Origin of the sequence: Peribacillus asahii, assembly GCF_004006295.1 — a bacterium.
Classification (GTDB): Bacteria; Bacillota; Bacilli; order Bacillales; family DSM-1321; genus Peribacillus; species Peribacillus asahii_A.
In genome coordinates this window covers 2,114,467-2,138,801 of the sequence record NZ_CP026095.1, presented here as the reverse complement: position 1 = coordinate 2,138,801, position 24,335 = coordinate 2,114,467, and the positions used below count along the sequence as shown (strand labels likewise).

Sequence of the window (24,335 nt, the reverse complement as noted above, 5' to 3'; positions counted from 1 at the left end):
GTAAACTTACTAATAGTAAGTTTTAATAAAGGAGGAATATCAGTGACTACAACAATTGATTCAAATATATATTCAATCATGAAAGCTAGAAAGTCTGTCCGCGTATATGATCCAGCATTCAGTATTCCAAAAGAAGAAATTGAAGAAATGATTCAGCTGGCAACATCCGCTCCATCTTCTAGTAATCTTCAACCTTGGCGCTTTCTTGTGATTCAAGATCAAGAAGTAAAAAAAGAATTAAGAACCATTGCGAATAATCAAGAACAAGTAGAAACAAGCTCTGCTGTTATCGCTGTATTAGGTGATCACGAAATGTATCAAAAAGTAGAGCAAATTTATAACCAAAACTTTGCTGAAGGTCATATGAACGAAGCAATCACAAAGCAAATGATTGATAGTACTCGACGTGTATATCCACAAATCTCAACAGAAGCTAGAAAAAATATCGCTTCTTTTGATGCAGGACTCATTTCTATGCAATTCATGTTACTTGCTAAAGAAAAAGGCTATGATACTGTTACAATGGGTGGGTTCGATAAGGTGAAATTCGCTGAAAGATTTGAGTTGCCAGAAGGAACTTTTCCTATTGTTTTAATAGCACTTGGAAAAGCTGCTGCCCCAGCATATGGCTCTTCTCGTCTTCCGGTAAACGATATCGTACGTTTTATTTGATAGAATGAATAAAAAATCAGAGCATGCTTTGAAGAGAAGATTCATCAAACTATGCTCTGATTTTCTTTAAAAATTCATCCTAGATTGTCCACCATCTACATTTATACTAGCTCCGACAATCCAAGAAGCTTTATCAGAGGCTAGAAAAGTAACAACATTGGCTATTTCTTCAGGAGTGCCAAAACGACCTGCAGGAATTTCACGCTGAATAAATTCTTTCATTTGCTGAGGATTCTCTTCGATTCGCTTTTTCCAATTTCCTGTTTCGTGAAGAATACTTCCTGGAGCAATGCTATTTACACGAATTCCATAAGGGATTACCTCATCAGCGAACGATTTAGTAAAGCTAATCAAAGCCGATTTGGCATTGTTATAAGTCACTTTTCCGCCGCTCTCTCTTCCAAATATAGATGTAATGTTAATAATTGATCCGTTGCGAGATGTTTTCATATGCTCAGTCGCTAATTTACTTAAATGAACGGCGGAAAAATAATTTAGCTCTAGCGCCTTATAAAATACATCCATCTCTGTATCTAGGGCTTTGCCCCCATTACTGCCACCTGCATTATTAATTAGAACATCTATTGTTCCGTTTTGTTCAATAAAAGATTGCATGAGTTTTTCTCTTTCATCTGCTTTTAAAATATCCGCTTGAAAAATGGATACGTTGCCACCAAACTCTTCTTTTGTCTTTTGTAAAGATTCTATGCCGCGGGCAGCAATTGATACATTCGCTCCTTCTAAAACAAAAGCCTGAGCAATGGCTTTTCCTATCCCTTTCGACCCGCCCGTAATCAATATGTTTTTCCCTTGTAATTGTAAATCCATTTTAAAAATCTCCCATTCATTCCCAGTTAACTTTACATATGTATTTTGTTCGATATTGTACTTCACAAGTAAATTTCTCTTTTGGTATATCGATTATAAAAGAACTTTCTATAATTTCTTTAAATTTCTAAATATATGTCTAGTGATTTCTAGTTCGTTCATTTGATATTGTTCCATTAAAGATACTCCCAAACAACCAATAAGTATAGGACCATCTGAATTTGTTTGAAACTCCAGTCCACACTGCTGTAAATAATCAAGTAGATTGAATACGCACTCGTCTTGGTGTACATATAGAGTATTGAGTCGACGATAAACAATTGCCTTAATCTTCCCGTGCGGCTTATTGTCCCATTCTTCTAGTTGTGAGTCAGCGACACCGTATGGAAATTCAAAATAACTATCTATTTCTTTAAATGAAAGATTTTTATCCTGACCAAACACCTTTTGTACAGTTTGATCAAACGCTAAAAGCAAATTCTTTTCTACTTCCGTTCTGTACAACTGAGTGGCAATCGATTGATAATACCAATTTTGTTCTTCTTTTCCACTATTAAAGCGATTCCATACTTCTTCCCCTATCCTACTACCTTCTTCTTTGATAGACGAAAGATTATTCAACTTATCCGCACAGACGATCGCCGCTCCATTTTTGGATAAAGAGTGAATTGTCTGCACTGTATGTAATTTTCGTACTTTCCATGGTAAGCTTTTATCTTTTTCCGATGCTTCTTCTACTAAATTGGCTACCCTAAAGCCAAATTCATCGACGAGTTGCTCATACGTAGCTTGGGTATCTTCAAGCACATCGTGTAAAATACCAGCTGTTATTGTCTCCTCGTTATAGCCATATTTTTGTAAGAGGAAGCCGACAGATAGGGGATGAACGACGTAAGGAATTGTTGTTTGCTTGCGCATTTGTCCATGGTGAGCGGAAAGAGCGAAATTGATTCCTTTTTCTATTAGTGATGTACCCATTATTTTCATTCCTTTATCATTCTTTTTGAGTAGCTTTTTTCTTAAACTAATCATTCATAAACTCACTACAAAAAAGACACCTTCTAGAATGAAGTTTACCCACTACATCCAAGAAAGGTATCATCATGATTAAAAATAACACAATATTTCTAAATATATCCATACTAATTCTTAATAATCTGATTATTTAACCATCTTCCCCCATCCATAGTAATACATTCGCCATTCATATATTCAGCTTCTGGTGATAATAAGAAGTTTGCTAGATTAGCAATTTCTTCAGCTTTTCCAAATCGTTTTAGAGGTACAGAATTAATAGCCTCTTGATATACATTTCTCGTTTCAATCAATCTCGCTACCCCTTCTGTATTTTCAATCGGTCCCGGAGCAATGCAATTTACCCTAATTCCATATTTGCTGCCCCATTCTACAGCAAGTGTACGCGTCATCGATAGCACTCCTGCTTTTGCACTAGCTGAATGGATAGTGCCAGGTCCAGCCCCCCATGCATAGGTCGCTACAATATTTAGAATACTACCGGTTTGGTTATTAGCAATCCACTCTTTTCCAACTGCTTGAGAACAATACCATGTCCCATTTAATACGATATCAATAACAGATTTCCAGCCATTTATCGAAAGCTCTTCGGCAGGACAAACGAAATTTCCAGCAGCGTTATTCACAAGTGCATCTATCTTTCCAAATTGATTTTTTGTTGCAAGAATCATTGCCTGCACATGTTCAGGATCACGAACATCCATTTGAAAATCCAGTACTTGACCGTTCAGTGATTTCATTTCCGCCTTTGCCTGTTTTAACCGCTCAGGATTCCGGCCAGTAATGACTACATTTGCGCCTTCTGCAGCAAATTTCATCGCCATGGCTTTACCAATACCGCTACCGCCTCCAGTTATAATGACCGTTTTTCCGTTCACAATATCTCCTCCCAAAAAATGATTTAGTAATAAATAAGGAAAAGTAAAGAGACAGACCTTACCTCCTCAATATGTTGTATATCAATTTTCCTATATACAACATATTGAACAGGGAGACTGTCCCTTTTCACACTATCTTTTCTTAATCTCAAAAGAAGATTTTACCTTAACTTCTCCTGCTTCGTTTACTGCCTCCGCTTGACAAATCCAGCGATCTTCTGTTTCCTCTACTACGCTGCCCTGAACAGTAATTTTTTCTCCCGGTCTTGTCATTGCTCTAAAACGAGTAGAGAATTTTACAAGATCTTTTGTTGAGAACCATTGACTAATTGCTTGGCCAACAAATCCCATAATTAGCATGCCATGAGCGATTACACCACCTAATCCGGCAGATTCCGCAAATGGTACGACTGTATGAATAGGATTGAAATCTCCTGATGCTCCTGCATATCGAACAAGCTGTGAATGAGTAATTTCTTCTTTGTGTAATGGTTCAAACTGATAACCGACTTCCATATAATCCCCTCCTAGTGTCTTTCGATAATAGTCGAACGGCTAATTAATACCGTTTCACCATGTTGATTTACAAACTCTTTTTTGATAATGAAAAAATCCATAGCTGCTTTTGTATACACATTTTCAATTACACCCGTTACTGTAAGATCATCGCCTGGTTTCATTTCTCCTAAATATTCATACTCTTGTTCCCCGTGAAGAACCTTTTGTAGATTTAACCCTAATAGATCCTCCAACGTAGAGGTTTCTTCACCCATAAAATCAACCACAGTTGGAAAGGTAGGTAAAACCAACTCTCCTTTTAAGGATTCCTCTCGCAAATCACCAATCGCAAGGGCAAGCTCTCTAAGCTTCCCTTTTTCGATTTTGAAATTATATGTATCCAATTTCATGCCGACTTTCTCTTGTAGTCCTGTGCTCAAACTCTCCACTCCTTTTGTATTTTTTAATATATTAAGAATTTACAATATATTCAATATAATGAACATATTGGATATTTCTAGAATAATATTAATCTAGATATAAGTAAACAATATTTTACATAAATTTATAAATAATTTTACAAAAAATCAAGATAAACTAAGTCGGCACCTAACTCTCTCCAATAGGAATTCGGGAACTGGCTGCAAACACTGCGAACACTTTGTCTTAATTTTTCATAAAATTGACTCTTTTCTTTTATACTTACATTAGTCATAGCTAGATGGATTTCCAAACCTTAAATAAGACTCCAATCTGCCATCATAACGAATAGAGGGAGATGAAATGGTACTAAAAAGAGTATCCAATCTATTTTTTGCAGAGATAATGGAATATGAATTAAAGAAATGACCACCCTGATTCAACTGAATACTGAATCAGGATGGTCATTTTTTGTTTTTTTATATCATTTTCTTAACTTGATGGCTACGGAGGCTACCCCTTTTTTAACGCTATCTTTTCTTAATTTCAAAGAAAGCTTTTACTTTCACTTCTCCTACATCGTTTACTGCCTCAGCCTGGCAAATCCAGCGTTCTGCTGTTTCATCTACTACATGGCCCTGAACAGTAATTTTTTCTCCTGGTCTTGTCATTGCTCTAAAACGGGTAGAGAATTTTACAAGATCTTTTGTCGAAAACCATTGACCAATTGCTTGGCCAACAAATCCCATAATTAGCATGCCATGAGCGATTACACCACCTAATCCGGCAGATTCAGCAAATGGTACAACCGTGTGAATAGGATTGAAATCTCCTGAGGCTCCTGCATATCGAACAAGCTGTGAATGAGTAATTTCTTCTTTGTGTAATGGTTCAAATTGATAACCGATCTCCATATAATCCCCTCCTAGTGTCTTTCGATAACAGTTGAACGGCTAATTAATACCGTTTCACCATGTTGATTTACAAACTCTTTTTTGAGAATGACAAAATTCATAGCTGCTTTTGTATATACTTTTTCAACTACACCCGTTACTGTAATTTCATCACCTGGTTTAATTTCTCCTAAATATTCATACTCTTGTTCCCCATGAAGAACTTTTTTAACATTTAACCCCAATAGGTCAGATGTAGAAGCTCCTCCGCCCCAGAAATCGATCACAGTTGGAAAAGTAGGTAAAATCGCTTCTCCATTTAAGTATTCCTCCCGCAAATCACCAATTGCAAGTGCTAGTTCCTTAATTTTCCCTTCTTCTACTTTAAAGGTATACGTCTCTAATTTCATACCGATTTTCTCTTTTAGTCCTGTGCTCAAAATCTCCACTCCTTTTCTATATTATTAAGACAACTCTTTCCCTACGATAGATACGAAAGAGACACATTGCATAGGTGTTCCGCCTAAATTGTGGGTGAGTCCAATCTTTGGATTATCTAATTGGCGTTTACCTGCACGGCCTTGGAATTGTAAATACATTTCGTATAACATTCGCAAGCCGCTAGCTCCAATCGGATGTCCAAATGACTTTAGCCCTCCATCTGGATTAACCGGCAGCTCTCCACCCAGTTCAAAAACACCATTTAAAACGTCTTTCCAACCTTGCCCGCGTTCACTAAATCCTAAATCTTCATAAATGACCAATTCTGTAGGAGTAAAGCAGTCATGCACTTCCGCCATACTAATTTCTTTGCGCGGATCTTTAATTCCTGCTTCACGATACGCAGCTTGTGAGGATACGACATTTTCCTTAATGCTTGTAAAATCAAAGTCCTGACGTAATCGACCATCTCCAGGTCCAGCTGCAATCGATAGCGCTTTGACATACATCGGATCTTTTCTATATTTATGGGCATCTTCTGTTCGAACGATAATGGCAGCAGCAGCTCCATCTGCCACCCCCGAACAATCCATAATTCCAAGCGGGGCTGCTACCATCGGAGAGTTCGAAATTTTCTCCATTGGAACTTCATTACGGTATTGAGCTTTAGGATTCAACGAGCCATTATAGTGATTTTTCCAAGCAATCCGTGACAGTACTTCTCTTCCTTGCTCTGCCGATAATCCATATTTTTCAAAATAGGCTGGGGCGAGGAAGGAAAAAGAAGCGGGGGCAGAAAAATTAGGGGCTGTCCCATCATTTGGCGGCTTAGGTGAATTCAATCCGCTAAATCCTGAATCCTTTAGTTTTTCGACCCCGATTGCCAGAACGATATCATATGCACCTGAAGCTACTGCATAACAAGCATTTCGAAATGCTTCAGAGCCTGTTGCGCACATATTTTCTACTCTCGTAACTGGAATAAATTGCGTTTTTAACGGTCCCGAAAGAGTAATTCCTGCATATCCAGAAATCATCGTTCCTAACCACGCCGCTTCTATATCCGCTGGTTCAATACCAGCATCAGCGAATGCTTCATACGCAGCATCCACTAATAAATCATCAACACTTTTATCCCAATGCTCGGCAAATCTTGTACAGCCCATTCCAATAACGGCTACCTTATCGCTAATTCCCTTTCTGCTCATACTAGACACTCTCCTTTTGCCTGATTGGTCGGGCTTTCCAGAAATAATTACTGATCCCCCCAGCTTCATATAAACGTCTGAATGTCATCTCAACATTCATCCCAATTTCTATTTCTTTTGGATGACAATCGGTCACTTCGCAAATAATGCGTCCTCCTTTATCAAAATCCACAACCGCTACAATCATTGGAGGAGCAGGTGAGGCAGCTAAATGATCGAGTGTATAAGTCATTATTTTAGCAGATTGTCCAACAAAGCGATAATCGTCCATTTCATCCTTTACTTGGCATTGGGTACAAATACGTTGCTTTGGAAATTGTGGTGTACCACAATTTCTACATTTCGATCCGGTAAATGAAAGGTTTTGATGATACCCCCTATATAGAGCGGGAGCGGACGGACGCTCTGTTTCTGGTCTTCTTGGCGGCTCTGTTTCAAGAAGATTTCTCCATTTTAAATAATCACTATAAGACGTTTGATCGTTTTTAACCGTTAAATAACCTTGAACGCCTTTTCTTTTAGCAAGACGAGAAATGGCCTCTGTCACCTCTAGCAACATGACATCCAGTCCTTCTGCAAATGCTACGACAAGAAGCTGATCCCCAGGCTTTGCTTCTTCTAATGCAGAAACGAGCATCATCGGAGCATGAGCATTTCCGGCAGCACCTACTGAATCAAATAAGGGGTCTTGTATTTGATTTTTTTGGAATCCAACGGCACTAGCCGCTTGTGTATGAGCACGTGTTCCTGGACCAGATATAATAACCTTGTTGATGGCATCAGCAGTACAATTGTTTTTTTCTAAAAAAGGGGTAACGACTTCTTTCACTTGCTTTAAAAATACCGTTGAACCTAAACGTTCCTCCCAATTTTGAGTAAATGAATCGGTTTGACTGCGCCATTCACTGACCAATTCACCTTGTACACTCACTGCATCAATAACGTTGGCGATTACTTCCGGCCCGTGACCAATTAAGAAAGAAGCCGCTCCATCGCCAAACCACTGTTCGTTTTGTCCAGTAGGAGCCCCTGTCCGGCAATCTGAGGCAATAACAAGCGTTTGCTCGAGTTCATTAGCTGCTAAAATAGCAGAAGTGCCGCTTCTTAAAGACGAGGCTGCTTCGATTCCTCGGACATTTTCTTTTAAATGTAATGCCGCAGCAATCGTGGAAATCGACCCTTTTTCCTTATAAGGAGCACTCGTTGTCGCAAAATAAACAGCATCAATCTCTTTTGAATCTGTTCCATGTAAGCAATCAAGTGCTGCCTCAACGCCCATCGATACGCTGTCTTCATCATAGCCAGCAACAGCTTTTTCCCCGCTATACGTAGATTTACCAAAGAATTCCCCAATTTTTTTTCGTTGGAGACGATTATACGGAATGTATGCTCCGTAGGAAATAATTCCTTTCATATGCCTGCTCCTCTCAATCTTCACTATCATTAGTGTGCAATTTTCGGATTATTGTATAAAGGCTGGAAAGCTACCAATCTATTAATTAAGCATGGACAGTTGGTACAGTTTTTAAGTACTCTTTGTGTATTTGGGCAGCAATAATGTTCTTTTGAATTTCAGATGTTCCTTCATAAATTTTTGTAATACGAGCATCGCGATAATATCTTTCAATTGGATACTCTTTGATGTAGCCAATCCCACCGTGAATTTGAACCGCTTTGTCAGCGATGCGATTATAGATTTCTGAACCAAGAAGCTTCGCCATTGCTGCTTCCTTAATAACATTCATGCCTTGGTCAACCATCCATGCCACTCGATAGGTAACTGAACGCAATGTTTCGACGTCCAATGCGATTTCAGCTAAATAATGCTGAATGACTTGCTGCTCAAAAATCGGTTTGCCAAACTGCTCACGCTCATGTGCGTATTTGACAGATAATTCATACAACTTTTGGCATGATCCGAGATTACGTGCCGCGAGTCCAGCTCGACCATTCGCAAGAATCTTCAGGGCATTTACATAACCCAGCCCTTCTACACCAAGAACATTTTCAACTGGAACTTCGCAATCCTCAAAGAAAATTTCAGAGGAGTGGGAGCCGCGTAATCCCATTTTTTCTTCAGTCTTGCCAATGATAAGTCCTTTACTGCCTTTTTCTACAATGAAGGAAGTAATCCCTTTCGCTCCTTTACTTGGATCAGTAACGGCCATAACAGTAAATATATCGGCAATCGGCCCGTTTGTAATATAATGCTTGGATCCATTAAGAATATATTTATCTCCCTTTCTCACGGCTCTCGTCTTTAAGGCAACGGCATTAGAACCTGCGCTTGGTTCTGTTAAAGCAAACGCTCCAATCAAATCTCCTGAAGCCATACCCGGCAAATATTTTCTTTTTTGCTCCTCATTCCCCATCTCAACGATTCCAACTGAACCAATACCTGTATGAGCACCAATTACCGTTGTAAATCCATTAGATGTACGACCAATCTCTTCATAAATGCCGCATTTGCCAACCATATCAATTCCTAGTCCACCGTATTCCTCTGGAATACTTAGACCAAACAGGCCGATTTCCTTACTCATTTTCATAATATGTTCTGGGATTCTATCTTCTCTTTCAATTTGATCAGCAAGAGGATCCACTGTATTATCGACAAAATCTCTAATTGATTTTTTCATTTCTACTAAATCAGATGATAAGTTAAAATCCATTCTCTAACACTCCTTTAAAATGATTAATCGTACTGCTAATACTTTTACAATTGATTCAGTTTTTCTTTATATTCTTCAACAAGTCGGCGCCTCAATATTTTCCCAACTATTGTTTTAGGTAAAGCTTCCCGAAATTCGATAGCTCTTGGAATTTTATATCTTGCAATTCGACCTTCACACCAACTTAGCAATTCTTGTTCACTAATGTTTTCACCCTGTTTCAATATCACAATGGCTAACAGTTTTTCACCAAGATACGCATCAGGTACGCCAAACACACACGCTTCAGCTATTGCTGGATGCTGATAGAGCATTTCTTCCACTTCAGTTGGGTAAATATTCAAGCCGCCCGCAATCACCATATCTTTTTTCCTGCCGACTATAAAATAGTACCCATCTTTATCACGAACAGCTATGTCTCCTGTGTATAGCCAACCATCACGAATCGTAAGAGCTGTTTCTACAGATTTATTCCAATACCCTTTCATCACTTGTGGGCCTTTCACGATAAGTTCACCACGTTCTCCAGTCGCTAACTCTTTCGTCCCTGTTTCGATATCTACTATTTTTGATTCTGTTAAAGGGACTGGAATACCAACGCTGCCAATCTTTCTTTCTCCATCTACTGGAGTTCGGTGAGTGGATGTTGTTGCTTCTGATAAGCCGTATCCTTCGAAAATATGTGCTCCGGATTTTCGCTCTAATTCTTTTAAAACTTCTACAGGAAGAGGGGCAGATCCAGAAATACAAATTTTAAAGCAGGATAAATCATTTTTCCCTAGGTTAGGATGATTCAGTAAAGCAATATACATCGTTGGAGAGCCTAACATCATTGTAGGTTTATATTGACTAATTGTTTGTAAAACTTTCGTCACTTCAAATTTTTCTACAATAATGTATGTAGCAGCAAATCGGACCGTATAATTCATATTTGTCATAGCCATAGCATGTGTAAGCGGTGCCACTCCTAATATGCGTTCTTCTCCTTCCTTCATGACCGATGAAACAACACTGCCCGATTGATGAATATTACTAATAATATTAAAGTGAGTTAACATAACCCCTTTAGATCTACCAGTTGTTCCACCCGTATACTGTAAAACAGCTACATCCTCCTTTGGATTAATATTTAGTGGAGGAAGTGTACAGTTCTTTCCTTTTAATAGGATTTGATCCTTATTGCTTTCATCTTTTGTGAAAATGACATGTACGTTTTTAAAATCCTCAATTTTCTCTAGTTTTTCAGCTTGATTTCTACCACAAATAAACAATTTCGGTTTTGCGTCATCTAGCATATATTGGAGTTCAGATGTTTGATATAAAGGGTTAACTTGTACAACAATTCCGCCTAAACGCTGAGTAGCATAATAAGAAATCATATAGTGAATCCCATTCGGTAACATTAACCCGATTCGATCGCCTTTTTGAACTCCTTTTTCATATAGAACTGAAGCAAAAGCATCAATCGTTTCCTTTAACTCGCTATAACTTAATTTAATTTCACCATCTATTACCGCCACTTGATTAGGATATTTGACCGCAGTTTGTTCTAACATTTCATAAAGGGACAGGACAGAAAAGTTATCAAGATTAATCAAAGCATTTTACCCCTTTCACTTAAACTTTTCTTTCATATTGTTCTTTTACCTGATCTGAATGTTGTCCAAACTTTGGTGGAGCTGTGTAATAGTCTTCAATAGCTGGATATTTCGTTGCTGTATATCGTATCCCTTCCTTTTCAACAATAAGTCCTCTTTCTTGGCTAAATGGATGATTATATAATTCACCAGTTTCTAGAACAGGAGCTAAGCAGCAATCTACTTGGTGAGAAAATTGTGTCCATTCGGCCAATGTTCTATTAGCAAATACTTCTTTCATTTCGTTAAATACAGGATTACTTGGTTGAGCTAGTGAAAAATGTTCTGAAATCCAATGTTCTTTATTCAAGGCTGTACAGAAAGTCCTCCAAAATTTCGCTTCCAAGGCTCCTAAACTCACAAATCTGCTATCTTTTGTTTCATATAAGAAATAGCAAACATATTTATTATTAAGCTTTGAAATACCGTGCTGCTCTCCTGTGGCATGTTCGATTAGAATATGATTGGACATAAGGGAGAATAGAGAGTCTGTAATCGATAGATCAATATAAGAACCTTCCCCTGTTCTTAGCTTTTTCACTAATGCGCCTAGAATGGCTTCACTAGCAGATATCCCCCCTACAAAATCTGCTATTGTTGTACTCGGTTGCACCGGACGTCCTTTTTCATCCTTTAACTGCGCAAGCAGCCCGCTTATTGACATATAGTTAATGTCATGTCCACCTAAATGACTCATTGATCCCGTTTGGCCATAACCTGAAAGCGAGCAATAAATAATATCTTTTTTAACTTGGGCAGCATGTTCATAACCAATCCCAAGTCGATCCGTAACTCCTGGGCGAAAGCTTTCAAGGACAACATCAGCTTCACTAATTAGATTCAAGGCATTCTTTCGATCTATAGGATCCTTTAAATCTAATACAACACTTTTTTTATTTCGATTTTGCGTCAAAAAAACAAATCCACTTCCATTTATTCCAACAGAAGCTCGAGAAGGATCTCCTTGGGGTGATTCTACTTTAATGACTTCGGCTCCCATATCTACTAAACGTAAGGTTGCATGAGGTCCTGGAAGATACTGAGAAAAATCGATAACACGTATTCCTTCTAACATGTAATCCCCCTTATCTTTTTAATAACGGTTATGAGCTTGAAACAATATACGCGCTCAAGCTCATAACTATTAAAATTATTTATTTAGCATTATACTAATGGCTCATATGGGAATACGTCAGCACTTACTTCAAGCGGAGTAAAACTAGATTGTAAGGATCCTTTAATCGAACTTAGGCTATCGATGGACCAGCCTTCTGCATTATAAACAGAACGAACTGGACGCGGCTGTGAAAAGACCATAATTTCCTTGCCTCTAACACCGAAAATTTGGCCGGAAACATCAGCCGCTTCATCCGAACTTAAGAAAGCGACTAATGGTGCAATATGAGCTGGGGATAGTTGCTTAAGTTTATCGACTCTAGCCTTTTGGTCGTCTGTCTCAGTCGGAATGGAACCAATTAATCGACTCCATGCAAACGGCGCGACCGCATTAGCTGTTACATTATAGCGGGCCATATCTAACGCTGTTATTCTATTAAGACCCGCAATCCCTAATTTTGCTGCAGCGTAGTTTGCTTGACCGACATTACCAATTAAGCCTGATGTAGATGTAAAGTTAATGAAGCGGCCGCTTTTTTGTTCTTTAAAATATGGAGCGGCTGCTCTTGTCATATTAAATGAGCCTTTTAGATGTACGGCAATAACAGCATCCCATTCCTCTTCACTCATTTTGAACAGCATGCGATCTCGTAAAATACCAGCATTATTGACAACAATATCGATACGGCCAAACTCCGTTAATGCTGTTTCTACAATTTTTGTAGCGCTTTCATATTCAGAAACCGAATCATAATTGGCTACAGCTTCTCCACCTAGTTCTCTAATTTCTTGAACTACTTCATCTGCCACTTTTGTATCGTTCCCATTTCCATCAGATCCACCGCCCAAGTCATTGACAACGACCTTTGCTCCTTCTTTAGCCATTAATAACGCGATATCTCGACCAATTCCACGACCTGAACCTGTAACAACTGCAACCTTATTTTCTAATTTTTTCATTATAATCCATCCCTTCAAATTGTTATTTTTTATAAGCCTAATTGTTTTGAAATAATGACCTTCATAATTTCATTGGAGCCTGCAAAGATTGAAGTAACTGGAATATCTCGATAGCGACGGGCAATCTTGTACTCTTCCATATAGCCATATCCTCCGTGCAGCTGCATACATTCTGTCGCCACACGTTTTGCCATATCGGTAATCCACCATTTGGCCATCGATACTTGAGTCACGATATTTTCTGAATCGATATGTTTAGCAATTAAATCATTAACGAAAGTACGGCCAATTTGAACTTCAGTAGCCATTTCAGCAATTTTAAACTGTGTATTTTGAAACTTACTGATTGACCTTCCAAAGGCTTCGCGCTCTTTTACATATTGAATGGTTAGTTGAAGCATATCTTCAGCTGCTACAAGAGCATTAAGAGAGGCAATTAATCTTTCCTGTTGCAGCTTAGTCATTAAGTAGGAAAAACCTTTTCCTTCTTCTCCTAGAAGATTGGAAACCGGAACTCTAGCATTCTCAAAAATAAGTTCAGCTGTGTCTTGACTATGCATACCTACTTTATTCAATTTACGCCCTCTAGAGAAACCTAACGTATCTCTCTCCACGAGCAATAAACTAACCCCTTTATGCGGCCGTGATGCTTTTGGATCTGTTTTACAAGCAACGATAATTAAATCTGAATGAATTCCATTTGTAATAAATGTTTTTTGTCCATTAATGACATAGTGGTCACCATCTTTAATTGCTGTTGTACGAATGCTGGCTAAATCTGAGCCCGCCCCTGGTTCAGTCATGGCAATAGCTGTTATGATTTCCCCGCTTACACAGCCAGGAAGGTATTTTCTTTTTTGCTCTTCTGTACCAAATGATGCAATGTAAGGGACAATAATATTGCTATGTGTACCAATTCCTGTTAACCCTGCACCTACTCTTGCTAACTCTTCTCCTAAAATAGCGGAAAAGGCAAAATCCGTACCTAAACCGCCATATTCTTCACTTACCCATGGACAAATGAATCCTTTTTCACCCATCTTCTCCCAAAAGGATCTTGGGATAATACGATCCGCTTCCCACTGGTCAAAAAAAGGCACCGCTTCTTTTTCGAGAAACTTTCTAAGCGAATCACGAAACATAACATGCTCATCGGTAAAAATAGAAGTCTGAACTTTTTGATTGTTTAAAACAGCAGATTCTTTCATGATTTCCCTCCCTTTAATACTATTAATAGTCGGTCAAGGTTCTGTTATATCATTTAAGCTTGCACAGATAGGCTTTGCTCAAATTCATGAGAAAGTGCTTCACGGAAATCGGGATGTGCTATATGAATTAAAGCTTGTGCTCTTTCAGTGAGCGATTTTCCAAACAATTTAGCAATTCCATATTCGGTCACAACATAATCGATTTCAGATTTGATGGACGTAACGTATGGAAGCTTAATTTTAATGCGGGATTCAGTTCCTCTCTTCGCTGTAGAAGGAAGTGCTATGATAGCCTTTCCACCTTGTGAGAGCCTCGCTCCATGAATGAAATCCATTTGGCCGCCAACGCCAGCTACTGGATAGCTGCTAACCTGCTCAGCATTAATTTGACCGAATATATCGACTTCAAGTGCCGAATTAACAGAATGGAAATTACTTATTTTTGAAATAATTGCAGCATTGTGAGTATAATCTGTGGGGAACAATTGTATGTTTGGATTCTGATGGGCATATTTATATAATGTTTCTGTACCAGTTAGCGTTGCACATACTGTTTTGTAAGGATTAATCTCTTTTCGCTCATTTGTAATCACACCAAGATCAATCAACTCTGTAACGGGATCGGTGATTGATCCTGAATGAACACCTAATCCTTTTTTTGATGTAAGAGATAATAAAACACTCTTTGCAATCTTACCAAGTCCTACTTGAATCGTTGCGTAATCTGGTATAAGTTCTGCGACGTATTTTCCAATCGTCAGCTCCTCGTCAGATGGTTTTCCATCAGGAACGCTAAGCAATGGTCGATTAGAAACAACAAAATAATCAATTTCTGATACATGTACAAGAGTATCTCCGTAAGTAAGCGGAAGTTGGTTATTCACTTGCGCAATGACGACCGTTGCTTGCTTAATCAATGTTTGTACAGCATCTACGGATATACCTAGGTTGCAATATCCTTCATCATTTGGAGGTGAAACTTGTATAAGAGCTATATCTATGTTCTCTTGATGAATCCAGTGCGGAATTTCTGAAAGATTTACAGGAACATAGTCGCACACTTGATTTAAAAATGCGCTTTTTAAAAGAGAAGAGCTTAAAAAGGTGCGAATTTTAAAATGTGAGTGACAATCTGGATCTGCATATAAACATGGACTGCCAATCACAAGATTGTATAGAAATACATCTTGTAAACGATTCTTTTGTTGAACGAGTTCTTCCACTAACGTTTGTGGTTCGTTACAAAAAGGTGCAAGGAATACTTTTTGACCTGACTGTATCCTATTGATCGCTTGCTCGACACTCGTTAGTCTAGCATTGTATATGGCACCCCATTCTTTCTTTTTCATGATTATTCATCTCCGTAATGTTAGATAGTAAATAAAACATCTTGATTAACAGTTTCATTATTAAACTTGTAAATTTTCAACTATCGTTGTTATGCCTAAACCACCACCAATACAAAATGTAACTAATCCGTACTTTTCTCCACGTCGTTCCATTTCATGAAGCAGCTTTGTCATAAGTACTCCACCGGTACCTCCTAGTGGATGCCCTAAAGCAATGGCACCTCCGTTGACGTTTACTCGATTCATATCCAATTCTAGTTCTTTAATAACAGCCAGCGATTGAGCAGCAAAGGCCTCATTTAATTCGATTAGACCAATATCATCTAATGTTAAACCCGCTTGTTTCAATGCTTTGCGTGTGGCAGGTGCAGGTCCGATTCCCATAATTTCTGGCGATACACCGGCGACAGCCTGAGCAATAATTTTAGCTTTTGGTTTCTTTTCATAGCGTTCAGCTGCTTCCTCCGACATGAGTAGTACAACTCCTGCCCCATCGTTACGACCACTTGTATTTCCTGCAGTGACCGTCCCATTTTCTTTAAAAACGGGCTTTAACTGAGATAGCTTTTCCATGCTCGTTGCTCTTGGATGTTCATCGACCTTAAACTCTATCGTTCCTTTTTTTGTCTTGACTTCAAAAGGAACAATTTGATCGGTAAATAAACCTGTAGAAATCGCTCTTTGAGCATTTTCTTGACTCCTAAGTGCAAATTCATCTTGTTCTGTTCGAGATATAGAGTATTGTTCAGCTAAATTCTCTGCTGTCATCCCCATCGTTAAATGGCCGTAAGTTTCAATCGGCTGTGCTCGGGGCTGACTTTCCGTATTGGAATCAAGAATTTCAGCATTTCCTATTCCAAATCCATATCGAGCATTTCGAAGATAGTATGGTGCTGTGCTCATACTTTCAGCACCGCCAGCAATGATGATATCTGATAATCCGCACATAATTTGTTGTGCACCATTATTCATTGCTTGAATCCCAGAGCCACATTGACGATGAACCGTGTACCCAGTTATTTCAATAGGAAGCCCAGCACGTAAAAGGGCCAAACGAGCTAAATTAGGAGCATCTGTACTTTGTTTTGCTTGACCAAGAATCACTTCATCTACATGACTTTTATCGATTCCAGTACGCACCAAAATTTCGTCTAACACTTTGGCCGCTAAATAATCCACCTCGATATCTTTTAACGTTCCTCCCATACGCCCTACTGCAGTACGGACAGAATCAATAATGACGGCATTTCTCATATTAAGTTCTCCTATTCTTATCTTTATAGTTTATATTCGACTTGAAAGGCTTTTAGCAAAAGGACTCGCTTTTACTAGTTCATCGAAATTAAGATTGGTTTCGCATCCCATTCGTATAAGCATATTTACTAATTCCTCTGTTGCAACATTACCCGTTGCTCCTGGAGAATAGGGACAACCGCCAAGACCTCCAACGGAACTATCAAATTTTGTAATCCCTGCTTGTATGGCAGCAATTACATTTGCTAGCGCCATTTTTTCTGTATCATGGAAATGTCCAACAAACGTAGTATCGGGATATAAATCTTGCAATCTAGAAAAACGCTCATACACCATCTTTGGATCTGCTTGCCCATTCGTATCTCCTACATCAATTTCATCTGCCCCAAGCTGTATAAAGCGATCGCAAACATATTTCACTTCATCAAATGTCACTTCACCTTGGAATGGACACGTGAAGGCCATCGATATATAAGCACGAATGAACATCCCTTCTTGCTTTGCTCTAGCAAACATCGGCTCGCATTCAGCCAAAGATTCTGAAGTCGTTTTATTAATATTCTTTTTATTAAATTCAGAACTTGCTCCGATAAAAACGGCCATTTGCGGGACTGTTGCAGCAATCGCTCTCTCCAAGGCTTTCATATTTGGAGTTAGAGCGATATAGGTAATCCCAAGCTCATTACAATAACGAGCAATTTCTTCACAATCAGCCATTTGCGGAACCCACTTCGGATGTACAAAGGATGTTGTTTCCATGCGCGAAAATCCTGCTTTAGCGAGCCTTGCAATTAGTTCCTTTTTTTGTTCTGTCGATATAGCTAGCGGTTCGTTTTGCAAACCATCACGTGGTCCAACTTCAATAATTTCAACTTCCTTAGGAATAAACAAAGGATCATCTCCCTAAATTAATACGACCTTGGCAACCCTAGCACGTGCTCTGCAACATAAGAAAGTATTAAATTCGTTGAGATAGGAGCTACCTGATATAATCTAGTTTCTTTAAATTTGCGTTCTACATCATACTCTTCCGCAAATCCAAAACCACCATGTGTTTGCAGGGCAACGTTTGCCGCTTCCCATGAAGCGTCTGCGGCAAGAAGTTTTGACATATTAGCCTCCGCTGCACATTTTTCACCTGAATCAAATAGCTCTGCTGCTTTAAAGCGCATAAGATCTGCCGCTTCAATATTTACATGTGCTCGAGCAATTGGAAATTGTACCCCTTGGTTTTGCCCGATTTGTCGACTGAAAACGATTCGTTCATTTGCATAATTAGTTGCACGCTCGATGAACCAGCGACCATCACCAATACATTCTGCCGCAATTAATATACGTTCTGCATTCATACCATCTAAAATATACTTAAAGCCTTTCCCTTCTTCTCCGATAAGGTTTTCAACTGGAACTTCTAAATCTTCTATAAATAGCTCAGTAGTAGCATGGTTCATCATCGTACGAAGCGGACGAATTGTAAGGCCGTTTCCAATAGCTTCTTTAAGATCCACTAGTAAAACCGATAAGCCTTCTGTCTTCTTTTTCACTTGTTCAATTGGGGTTGTACGAACTAATAAAATCATCAAGTCAGAATGTTCTGCGCGTGAGATAAAGACTTTTTGTCCATTCACAATATATTTATCACCTTTACGTTCTGCAAATGTTTTTAATTTTGTTGTATCTGTCCCCGTATTTGGTTCTGTTACACCAAATGCTTGTAATCTAAGAGAGCCATCTGCAATTTTAGGTAAATATTTCGCTTTTTGTTCTGCGCTTCCGTGACGAAGCAATGTACCCATTGTATACATTTGAGCATGACAAGCTCCTGCATTGCCTCCTGAACGATTGATTTCTTCTAATATAATAGAAGCTTCTGTAATTCCAAGACCAGAACCGCCATACTCTTCCGGAATAAGAGCCGCTAAAAATCCGTTTCTTGTAATCTCGTTAACGAATTCTTCAGGATAAGCTAATTTGGCGTCTAACTCTCTCCAATAGGAATCTGGGAATTGGCTGCAAACATTGCGAACACTTTGTCTTAATTCTTCATGAAATTGAACATTTTCTTTTACACTTGTACTAGTCATATGTAGTACCTCCTCAATAATCATGTATTTTTATTGATTAAACACAGGTTTACGTTTTTCAAAAAAAGCCTGAACACCTTCTTTGAAATCCTTTGATTCAAAACACATAGCTTGTGCAAACCCTTCCAATTCTAGCGTTTCATCAAGATCTGCTAGAACACTACGATTAACCAACTTCTTCATAAACCCTAATGCCATATCTGGTCCTTCTACAAGCTGTAAGGCTAAAGCATGTACTTCATCCATTAATCGTTCATCTTCAACAACACGATTGATCATACCAATATTTTGTGCCTGTTCAGCAGATACTTTTTCTCCTAAAAACATAAGCTCTAATGCACGATGACGCCCTATTAGTTTCGGTAAAAAATGAATTGCTCCAAGGTCAGGTATTAATCCTACCTTTGCAAAACTTTGGATAAAAGCAGCGGAACGGCTGGCTATAACCATGTCACAAGCTACCGCTAAACTGACTCCCGCTCCTGCGGCAACACCATTGATTGCTGCAATAACAGGCTTTTCTAAATTCACTATGGAATGAATCATTTCATGTCCCGCTTGCAGTCTCTTTCTACCTGAAACAGCATCTACTTCTTTTAATGCGCTTAAATCACCCCCAGCTGAGAACGCTTTCCCTTCACCCGTTAAAACGATGACTTTTACTTCATCATTCTGTTTAACAGAAGTGAAAAAATCTTTTAACTCTTCCCGCATTTCCAATCCTAGTGCATTTCTAACTTCCGGGCGATTTAGCTTAACCGTACAAATTCCATTTTCAATTGTTACATCAATATTTTCATAAATCATGTCTTCACTTCCTACCTTTATAGATTTATAATGTACTAAATCATTTACCGACAAACTGTGGTGAACGCTTTTCTACAAAAGCACGAACTCCTTCCAATCGATCTTCCGTATTAATACAACGGTTGTAATAGTCTATTTCTATTTTTCTTGCCTCTTCATTTGGCATTCCGAATATTTCATCTACAGCTGCTTTACAATTTTGAACAGCCAGCGGGGCATTACTAGAGATTTTATCCGCCAACGCTAGCGCCTTTTCTCGTATATCACTTGATTTTGCTAGAATATTCACAAGTCCCGCTCGATCAGCTTCTACACCAGAAACCATTTTCCCTGTACATACCCACTCTTTCGCTCGATGAACTCCGATACGTTTAGATAGTAGCCTTGTACCGCCGCCGCCAGGCATAATTCCTCGTGTTACTTCAGGTAAACCAAAGGTTGCGGTTTCTGCAGCTACGATCATGTCGCAGTTTAAAATCATTTCAAATCCTCCGGCTAGCGCATATCCATCGACTACAGCTATTACAGGTTGTTTTAAATCTTGTATACTATTAAACATATTTTGAAATAGTTGATGTTGCGTACGCCATTCTGTTTCTGTCATATTATTTCGTTCTTTTAAATCAGCTCCAGAGCAAAAGGATTTTGGATTGGAAGAGGTAAGCAAAACAACTCTAACATCGCTTTTTGCTATCGTTTGAAAAATTCCGAGAATTTGTTCAGCCATTTCTGAGTTAAATGCGTTTCTCGCTTCTGGACGGCTTAAAACAATTTCCGCAATCGTACCTGTTTCTCCAACTCTTTTCCATTCAACAAATGCCATAACTGTCTTTCCTCCTCATTCACATTAAAACTCACAATACTTTTTTAATTTTCAGATATTTCAATTTCCAACTGGCGTATGAGTACCAATTACTCCTTTACTTCTAAAATCATCAATGTTAGCTCTAGAGTAATTTAATGCCGATAAAATTTCCTCGGTATGCTCTCCAAGAATCGGTGCATGAGAATGAATTTTTCCTGGCGTATGTGAAAATTTAATAGGGAATCCAATTTGCTTAATCATTCCCGCTACAGGGTGATTCATTTCAGTAAATAACTCTCTCTCAATAATTTGAGAATCTGAAAAGATTTCATCGATATTATAAACAGGTCCCACACATGTATCTTTTGTTTGTAATAAATCCAGCCATTCTTGCTGATTTCTTTGTTTAAATAATTCACTCATATCTTTCTTTAATTGTTCTTGAACGTCTTCGGGTCCTTCATGGAGTTCAATCCACTCAGGCTTTCCGACTAATTCGCAAATTTCTTTCCAAAATTTCTTTTCGGATGCTCCAACTGAAAGATATTTCTGATCTTTCGTTTCGTAGACATTGTAAAAAGCAAAGTGGCCATCCAAACGAGTTTTCCCTCTTTCTGGAATAGAACCTGAAGCAAAATAATCTGAGAGTGCCGCATATAACCATGTAACAGCGCCATCTAGCATCGATATATCCACATATTGACCCTTTCCGGTTTTTTCTTTATGAAAAAGTGCCATCATAATGCCGGATAGCGCCATTAATGCCCCTCCGCCTAAATCAGCAATTTGGACCCCTGGAACAACTGGCTTTCCATCCTTCTCACCAATCAAACCTAATATGCCGCTGTAACCGATATAATTGATATCATGTCCAGGTAAGCGGCGATAAGGACCAGTTTGTCCATACCCTGTTAACGAACAATACACAATTCCTTCATTAATCTTGGAAATTTCATCATAACCGATACCTAATCGATCCATGACCCCTGGACGAAAGCTTTCTAAAATAACATCCGCGCTTTCAGCCATTTTCTTGAAAATCGCTTTGCCTTCTTCAGTCTTAAGGTTTAATTCAATACTTTTTTTATTTCGATTTACCGTTAAATGTCTGGCCCCAATTTCTTCAATGGCCGGCTTTCTCCAGCGTATATAATCTCCTTGCCCTGGTTCTTCAATCTTAATAACTTCTGCCCCGTAGTCTGCCATTATCAATGAACAATAAGGTCCTGGAAGTAGCCTTGATAAATCTAATACTTTAACTCCGTTAAGTGCTCCCACATTATTACTCCTTTTTTAAAAATATTTTTAGCCTTTTAATCTTATAAAAGGGGATTTAACAATTGAGATTTTTTATTGAGTTACTTTATAATAGTATTGGATACGCTTACAACAGTGATTAAAAGCTCCTAATTCTTCTACTGATTTCATCAGCTACTTCTTTCATTAGCTTGCCTTTTACATGAAGATCTTCTTTCTCAAATTGAGAAGTAAAACCAATTAACTCTATGGACATTTCAACTTTATTTCTAGTATCAAAGATTGGAGCGGCTATGCCACATAACCCTTTTATATACTCTCCATAAGTAATCGCATACCCATTTTTCTTTAGATTCTCAATATCTCTTTCGATTAGTTGTAAGTCCTCTTCTGAAAATGACTTTAAGCCTTGAGCTTGTTTTAAATAATATTCTCGTAATTCCTTATCCATATATGCTAGAAAGCACATTCCAAATGAACCGTCAGTAATTGAAAAATGTCTTCCTACTGATACACTTACTCCAAAATCACTAGCTTCTGATTTTGCTATAATCGCTAATTTTTCTTCACCAATTTTATTAACTAGAATCGAAGTCATGCCGGTTTGTCTCGTTAAGTCTTCTAGATAAGGCATAATGACAGAGATATAATCTAAATGTTCCTTTGCTCTTTCTCCTAAAACAACAAGATATGGACCTAGCGTATATCTTTTTTTATCCTCTAAATATCGAACAATCGAAAGATTTTCCAAACTTTGTAAAATTCTGTAACAAGTGGCTGGACTCAATGATAATGCATTAGCAATCTCCGTTACAGTGCTTTCACTAAAACGTTTACGACTGAGCAACTTTAGTATTCCAAAGGCATTTTCCAATGCTGGTACTGAATATTTCTTTTTTTCCTTAGTTTTAGCATTTTCCATTTATTTACACCTCTTGATTATTATTTTATATATAAAAACTTTTTTTGTCAACAAAAACACCACTGATATTCAGCGGTGTTTTAAGAAGTAGCTAAACTAACTTGTTATAGTCCCATTTTTTTCGCAATAATCACTTTCATAATTTCATTTGTTCCTGCAAAAATCGGAAAAACGGCAATATCTCTATAACGACGAGCCACTTTATATTCTTCCATATACCCATATCCCCCGTGCAGCTGCATACATTGAGAAGAAATTCTTCTTGCCATATCCGTAATCCACCATTTCGCCATAGAAACTTCTGTCACAATATCATCACCGTTTTGGTGTCTGACAACCAACTGGTCAATAAATGTGCGCCCTACCTGAACTTCTGTTGCTATTTCAGCTAGAGTAAATTGGGTATTCTGAAACTTACTGATTGGCTTGCCGAAGGCCTCTCTTTCTTTCACATACTGGAGGGTTAACTCTAACATATCTTCAGCAGCCACCTGACCTCCAATTGCTGCTAAAATACGTTCCTGCTGCAATTTAGCCATTAAATATTTAAAACCTCGCCCTTCCTCACCAAGCAAATTAGCAGCAGGGACTTTAACATCCTCGAAAATAAGTTCAGCCGTATCCTGAGAATGCATGCCGACTTTGTCTAATTTTCTTCCTCTTGAAAATCCTGGCGTGTCTCTTTCTACTAAAAATAAACTAACCCCTTTATGCGGAGGACTTGCTTGCGGATCCGTTTTACAGGCTACAATGATTAAATCAGAGAGAATTCCATTTGTAATAAACGTTTTCTGACCATTAATAATATAATCATCACCATCTTTAATAGCAGTTGTACGAATATTAGCTAAATCTGAACCCGCTCCCGGTTCTGTCATAGCAATAGCTGTTATGATGTCCCCGCTTACACAACCAGGGAGATACTTTTGTTTTTGTTCATCTGTTCCAAAAGAATGTAAATAAGTGACAACGATATTACTATGTGTTCCCATTCCAGAAAGCCCCGCCCCGACTCGACCTAATTCTTCAGATAGAATAATAGATAAACCAAAATCTCCACCGACACCGCCGTAATCTTCACTTACTTCTGGACACAAAAATCCATTTTCACCTAGTTTTCTCCATAACGTTCGAGGGACTATTCTTTCTTTTTCCCATTGTTCAAAAAAAGGAACAGCTTCTTTTTCTAAAAACCTCCTTAAAGAGTCTTGAAACATAATATGTTCTTCCGTGAAATAAGGACGATTTGTTTTTTGAATATCATATACAGCAGTATTTGGCATTTGTTTCCCTCCGTTTTATAAATCATTTATTTTTTTGGATCAATGAACAAGTCATAAAAAAGCCCTTTATAATGGGATGACAGGTGATTCCCTATTCCCCCCACTAAA

Annotated in this window: 24 protein-coding genes; 1 reads left to right on the top strand and 23 read right to left on the bottom strand. The window is 38.3% G+C overall.

What is annotated here, in order from left to right:
• Window positions 1-78 precede the first annotated feature (78 nt).
• Window positions 79-672, top strand: coding sequence for a nitroreductase family protein (locus BAOM_RS10320; RefSeq protein ID WP_127762530.1), 594 nt, complete (start codon window positions 79-81; stop codon window positions 670-672).
• Between the two features lie 66 nt (window positions 673-738).
• Here BAOM_RS10320 and BAOM_RS10315 read toward each other — a convergent pair whose 3' ends face one another.
• The 23 genes from BAOM_RS10315 to BAOM_RS10205 form a co-directional block, all read right to left on the bottom strand.
• Window positions 739-1,500: an SDR family NAD(P)-dependent oxidoreductase gene (locus BAOM_RS10315; RefSeq protein ID WP_127760212.1), complete on the bottom strand. Its 762-nt coding sequence runs from the start codon at window positions 1,498-1,500 to the stop codon at window positions 739-741.
• A gap of 108 nt (window positions 1,501-1,608) precedes the next feature.
• Entirely contained in the window at window positions 1,609-2,478 is an 870-nt protein-coding gene (locus BAOM_RS10310) for an HD domain-containing protein (RefSeq protein ID WP_164853184.1), read from the bottom strand.
• 164 nt (window positions 2,479-2,642) lie between these two features.
• Window positions 2,643-3,413: a 2,4-dienoyl-CoA reductase gene (gene fadH, locus BAOM_RS10305; RefSeq protein ID WP_127760210.1), complete on the bottom strand. Its 771-nt coding sequence runs from the start codon at window positions 3,411-3,413 to the stop codon at window positions 2,643-2,645.
• A gap of 132 nt (window positions 3,414-3,545) precedes the next feature.
• Window positions 3,546-3,929 carry a MaoC/PaaZ C-terminal domain-containing protein gene (locus BAOM_RS10300; protein WP_127760209.1) on the bottom strand — a complete coding sequence of 128 codons (384 nt, stop codon included), beginning with the start codon at window positions 3,927-3,929 and terminating at the stop codon, window positions 3,546-3,548.
• Window positions 3,930-3,940: 11 nt separating this feature from the next.
• Window positions 3,941-4,360, bottom strand: a complete 420-nt coding sequence (locus tag BAOM_RS10295; RefSeq protein ID WP_252283403.1) for an FAS1-like dehydratase domain-containing protein — start codon at window positions 4,358-4,360, stop codon at window positions 3,941-3,943.
• A gap of 501 nt (window positions 4,361-4,861) precedes the next feature.
• Window positions 4,862-5,245, bottom strand: a complete 384-nt coding sequence (locus BAOM_RS10290; protein WP_127760207.1) for a MaoC/PaaZ C-terminal domain-containing protein — start codon at window positions 5,243-5,245, stop codon at window positions 4,862-4,864.
• Window positions 5,246-5,256: 11 nt separating this feature from the next.
• The gene (locus BAOM_RS10285) at window positions 5,257-5,673 is read right to left on the bottom strand and encodes an FAS1-like dehydratase domain-containing protein (protein WP_252283402.1); all 417 of its coding nucleotides are present in this window, start codon (window positions 5,671-5,673) and stop codon (window positions 5,257-5,259) included.
• 15 nt (window positions 5,674-5,688) lie between these two features.
• Window positions 5,689-6,873: an acetyl-CoA acetyltransferase gene (locus BAOM_RS10280; RefSeq protein WP_127760205.1), complete on the bottom strand. Its 1,185-nt coding sequence runs from the start codon at window positions 6,871-6,873 to the stop codon at window positions 5,689-5,691.
• A 1-nt stretch (window position 6,874) separates the two neighbouring features.
• Window positions 6,875-8,287 (bottom strand): OB-fold domain-containing protein, encoded by a 1,413-nt coding sequence (locus tag BAOM_RS10275; protein WP_127760204.1) that lies wholly within the window; start codon window positions 8,285-8,287, stop codon window positions 6,875-6,877.
• A gap of 85 nt (window positions 8,288-8,372) precedes the next feature.
• A complete protein-coding gene (locus tag BAOM_RS10270) occupies window positions 8,373-9,545 on the bottom strand; it encodes an acyl-CoA dehydrogenase family protein (protein ID WP_127760203.1) in 1,173 nt (390 codons plus the stop codon).
• Window positions 9,546-9,589: 44 nt separating this feature from the next.
• Window positions 9,590-11,143, bottom strand: a complete 1,554-nt coding sequence (locus tag BAOM_RS10265) for a long-chain-fatty-acid--CoA ligase (protein WP_252283399.1) — start codon at window positions 11,141-11,143, stop codon at window positions 9,590-9,592.
• Between the two features lie 19 nt (window positions 11,144-11,162).
• A complete protein-coding gene (locus BAOM_RS10260; protein WP_127760202.1) occupies window positions 11,163-12,257 on the bottom strand; it encodes a CaiB/BaiF CoA transferase family protein in 1,095 nt (364 codons plus the stop codon).
• Between the two features lie 89 nt (window positions 12,258-12,346).
• Window positions 12,347-13,258: an SDR family NAD(P)-dependent oxidoreductase gene (locus tag BAOM_RS10255; protein ID WP_127760201.1), complete on the bottom strand. Its 912-nt coding sequence runs from the start codon at window positions 13,256-13,258 to the stop codon at window positions 12,347-12,349.
• 29 nt (window positions 13,259-13,287) lie between these two features.
• Window positions 13,288-14,466 carry an acyl-CoA dehydrogenase family protein gene (locus tag BAOM_RS10250; protein ID WP_127760200.1) on the bottom strand — a complete coding sequence of 393 codons (1,179 nt, stop codon included), beginning with the start codon at window positions 14,464-14,466 and terminating at the stop codon, window positions 13,288-13,290.
• 53 nt (window positions 14,467-14,519) lie between these two features.
• Entirely contained in the window at window positions 14,520-15,815 is a 1,296-nt protein-coding gene (locus BAOM_RS10245) for an acetyl-CoA hydrolase/transferase family protein (protein WP_127760199.1), read from the bottom strand.
• A gap of 60 nt (window positions 15,816-15,875) precedes the next feature.
• Window positions 15,876-17,069, bottom strand: coding sequence for a thiolase family protein (locus BAOM_RS10240; protein ID WP_127760198.1), 1,194 nt, complete (start codon window positions 17,067-17,069; stop codon window positions 15,876-15,878).
• Between the two features lie 30 nt (window positions 17,070-17,099).
• Window positions 17,100-17,960 (bottom strand): hydroxymethylglutaryl-CoA lyase, encoded by an 861-nt coding sequence (locus BAOM_RS10235; RefSeq protein ID WP_127760197.1) that lies wholly within the window; start codon window positions 17,958-17,960, stop codon window positions 17,100-17,102.
• 17 nt (window positions 17,961-17,977) lie between these two features.
• Window positions 17,978-19,153, bottom strand: coding sequence for an acyl-CoA dehydrogenase family protein (locus BAOM_RS10230; RefSeq protein WP_127760196.1), 1,176 nt, complete (start codon window positions 19,151-19,153; stop codon window positions 17,978-17,980).
• Between the two features lie 30 nt (window positions 19,154-19,183).
• Window positions 19,184-19,960, bottom strand: coding sequence for an enoyl-CoA hydratase/isomerase family protein (locus BAOM_RS10225; protein ID WP_127760195.1), 777 nt, complete (start codon window positions 19,958-19,960; stop codon window positions 19,184-19,186).
• A 40-nt stretch (window positions 19,961-20,000) separates the two neighbouring features.
• Window positions 20,001-20,783: an enoyl-CoA hydratase/isomerase family protein gene (locus tag BAOM_RS10220; protein WP_127760194.1), complete on the bottom strand. Its 783-nt coding sequence runs from the start codon at window positions 20,781-20,783 to the stop codon at window positions 20,001-20,003.
• A 60-nt stretch (window positions 20,784-20,843) separates the two neighbouring features.
• Window positions 20,844-22,043, bottom strand: coding sequence for a CaiB/BaiF CoA transferase family protein (locus tag BAOM_RS10215; RefSeq protein WP_127760193.1), 1,200 nt, complete (start codon window positions 22,041-22,043; stop codon window positions 20,844-20,846).
• 118 nt (window positions 22,044-22,161) lie between these two features.
• Window positions 22,162-22,944 (bottom strand): IclR family transcriptional regulator, encoded by a 783-nt coding sequence (locus BAOM_RS10210; protein ID WP_127760192.1) that lies wholly within the window; start codon window positions 22,942-22,944, stop codon window positions 22,162-22,164.
• A gap of 104 nt (window positions 22,945-23,048) precedes the next feature.
• Window positions 23,049-24,227, bottom strand: a complete 1,179-nt coding sequence (locus BAOM_RS10205) for an acyl-CoA dehydrogenase family protein (protein ID WP_127760191.1) — start codon at window positions 24,225-24,227, stop codon at window positions 23,049-23,051.
• Between the last annotated feature and the right edge of the window lie 108 nt (window positions 24,228-24,335).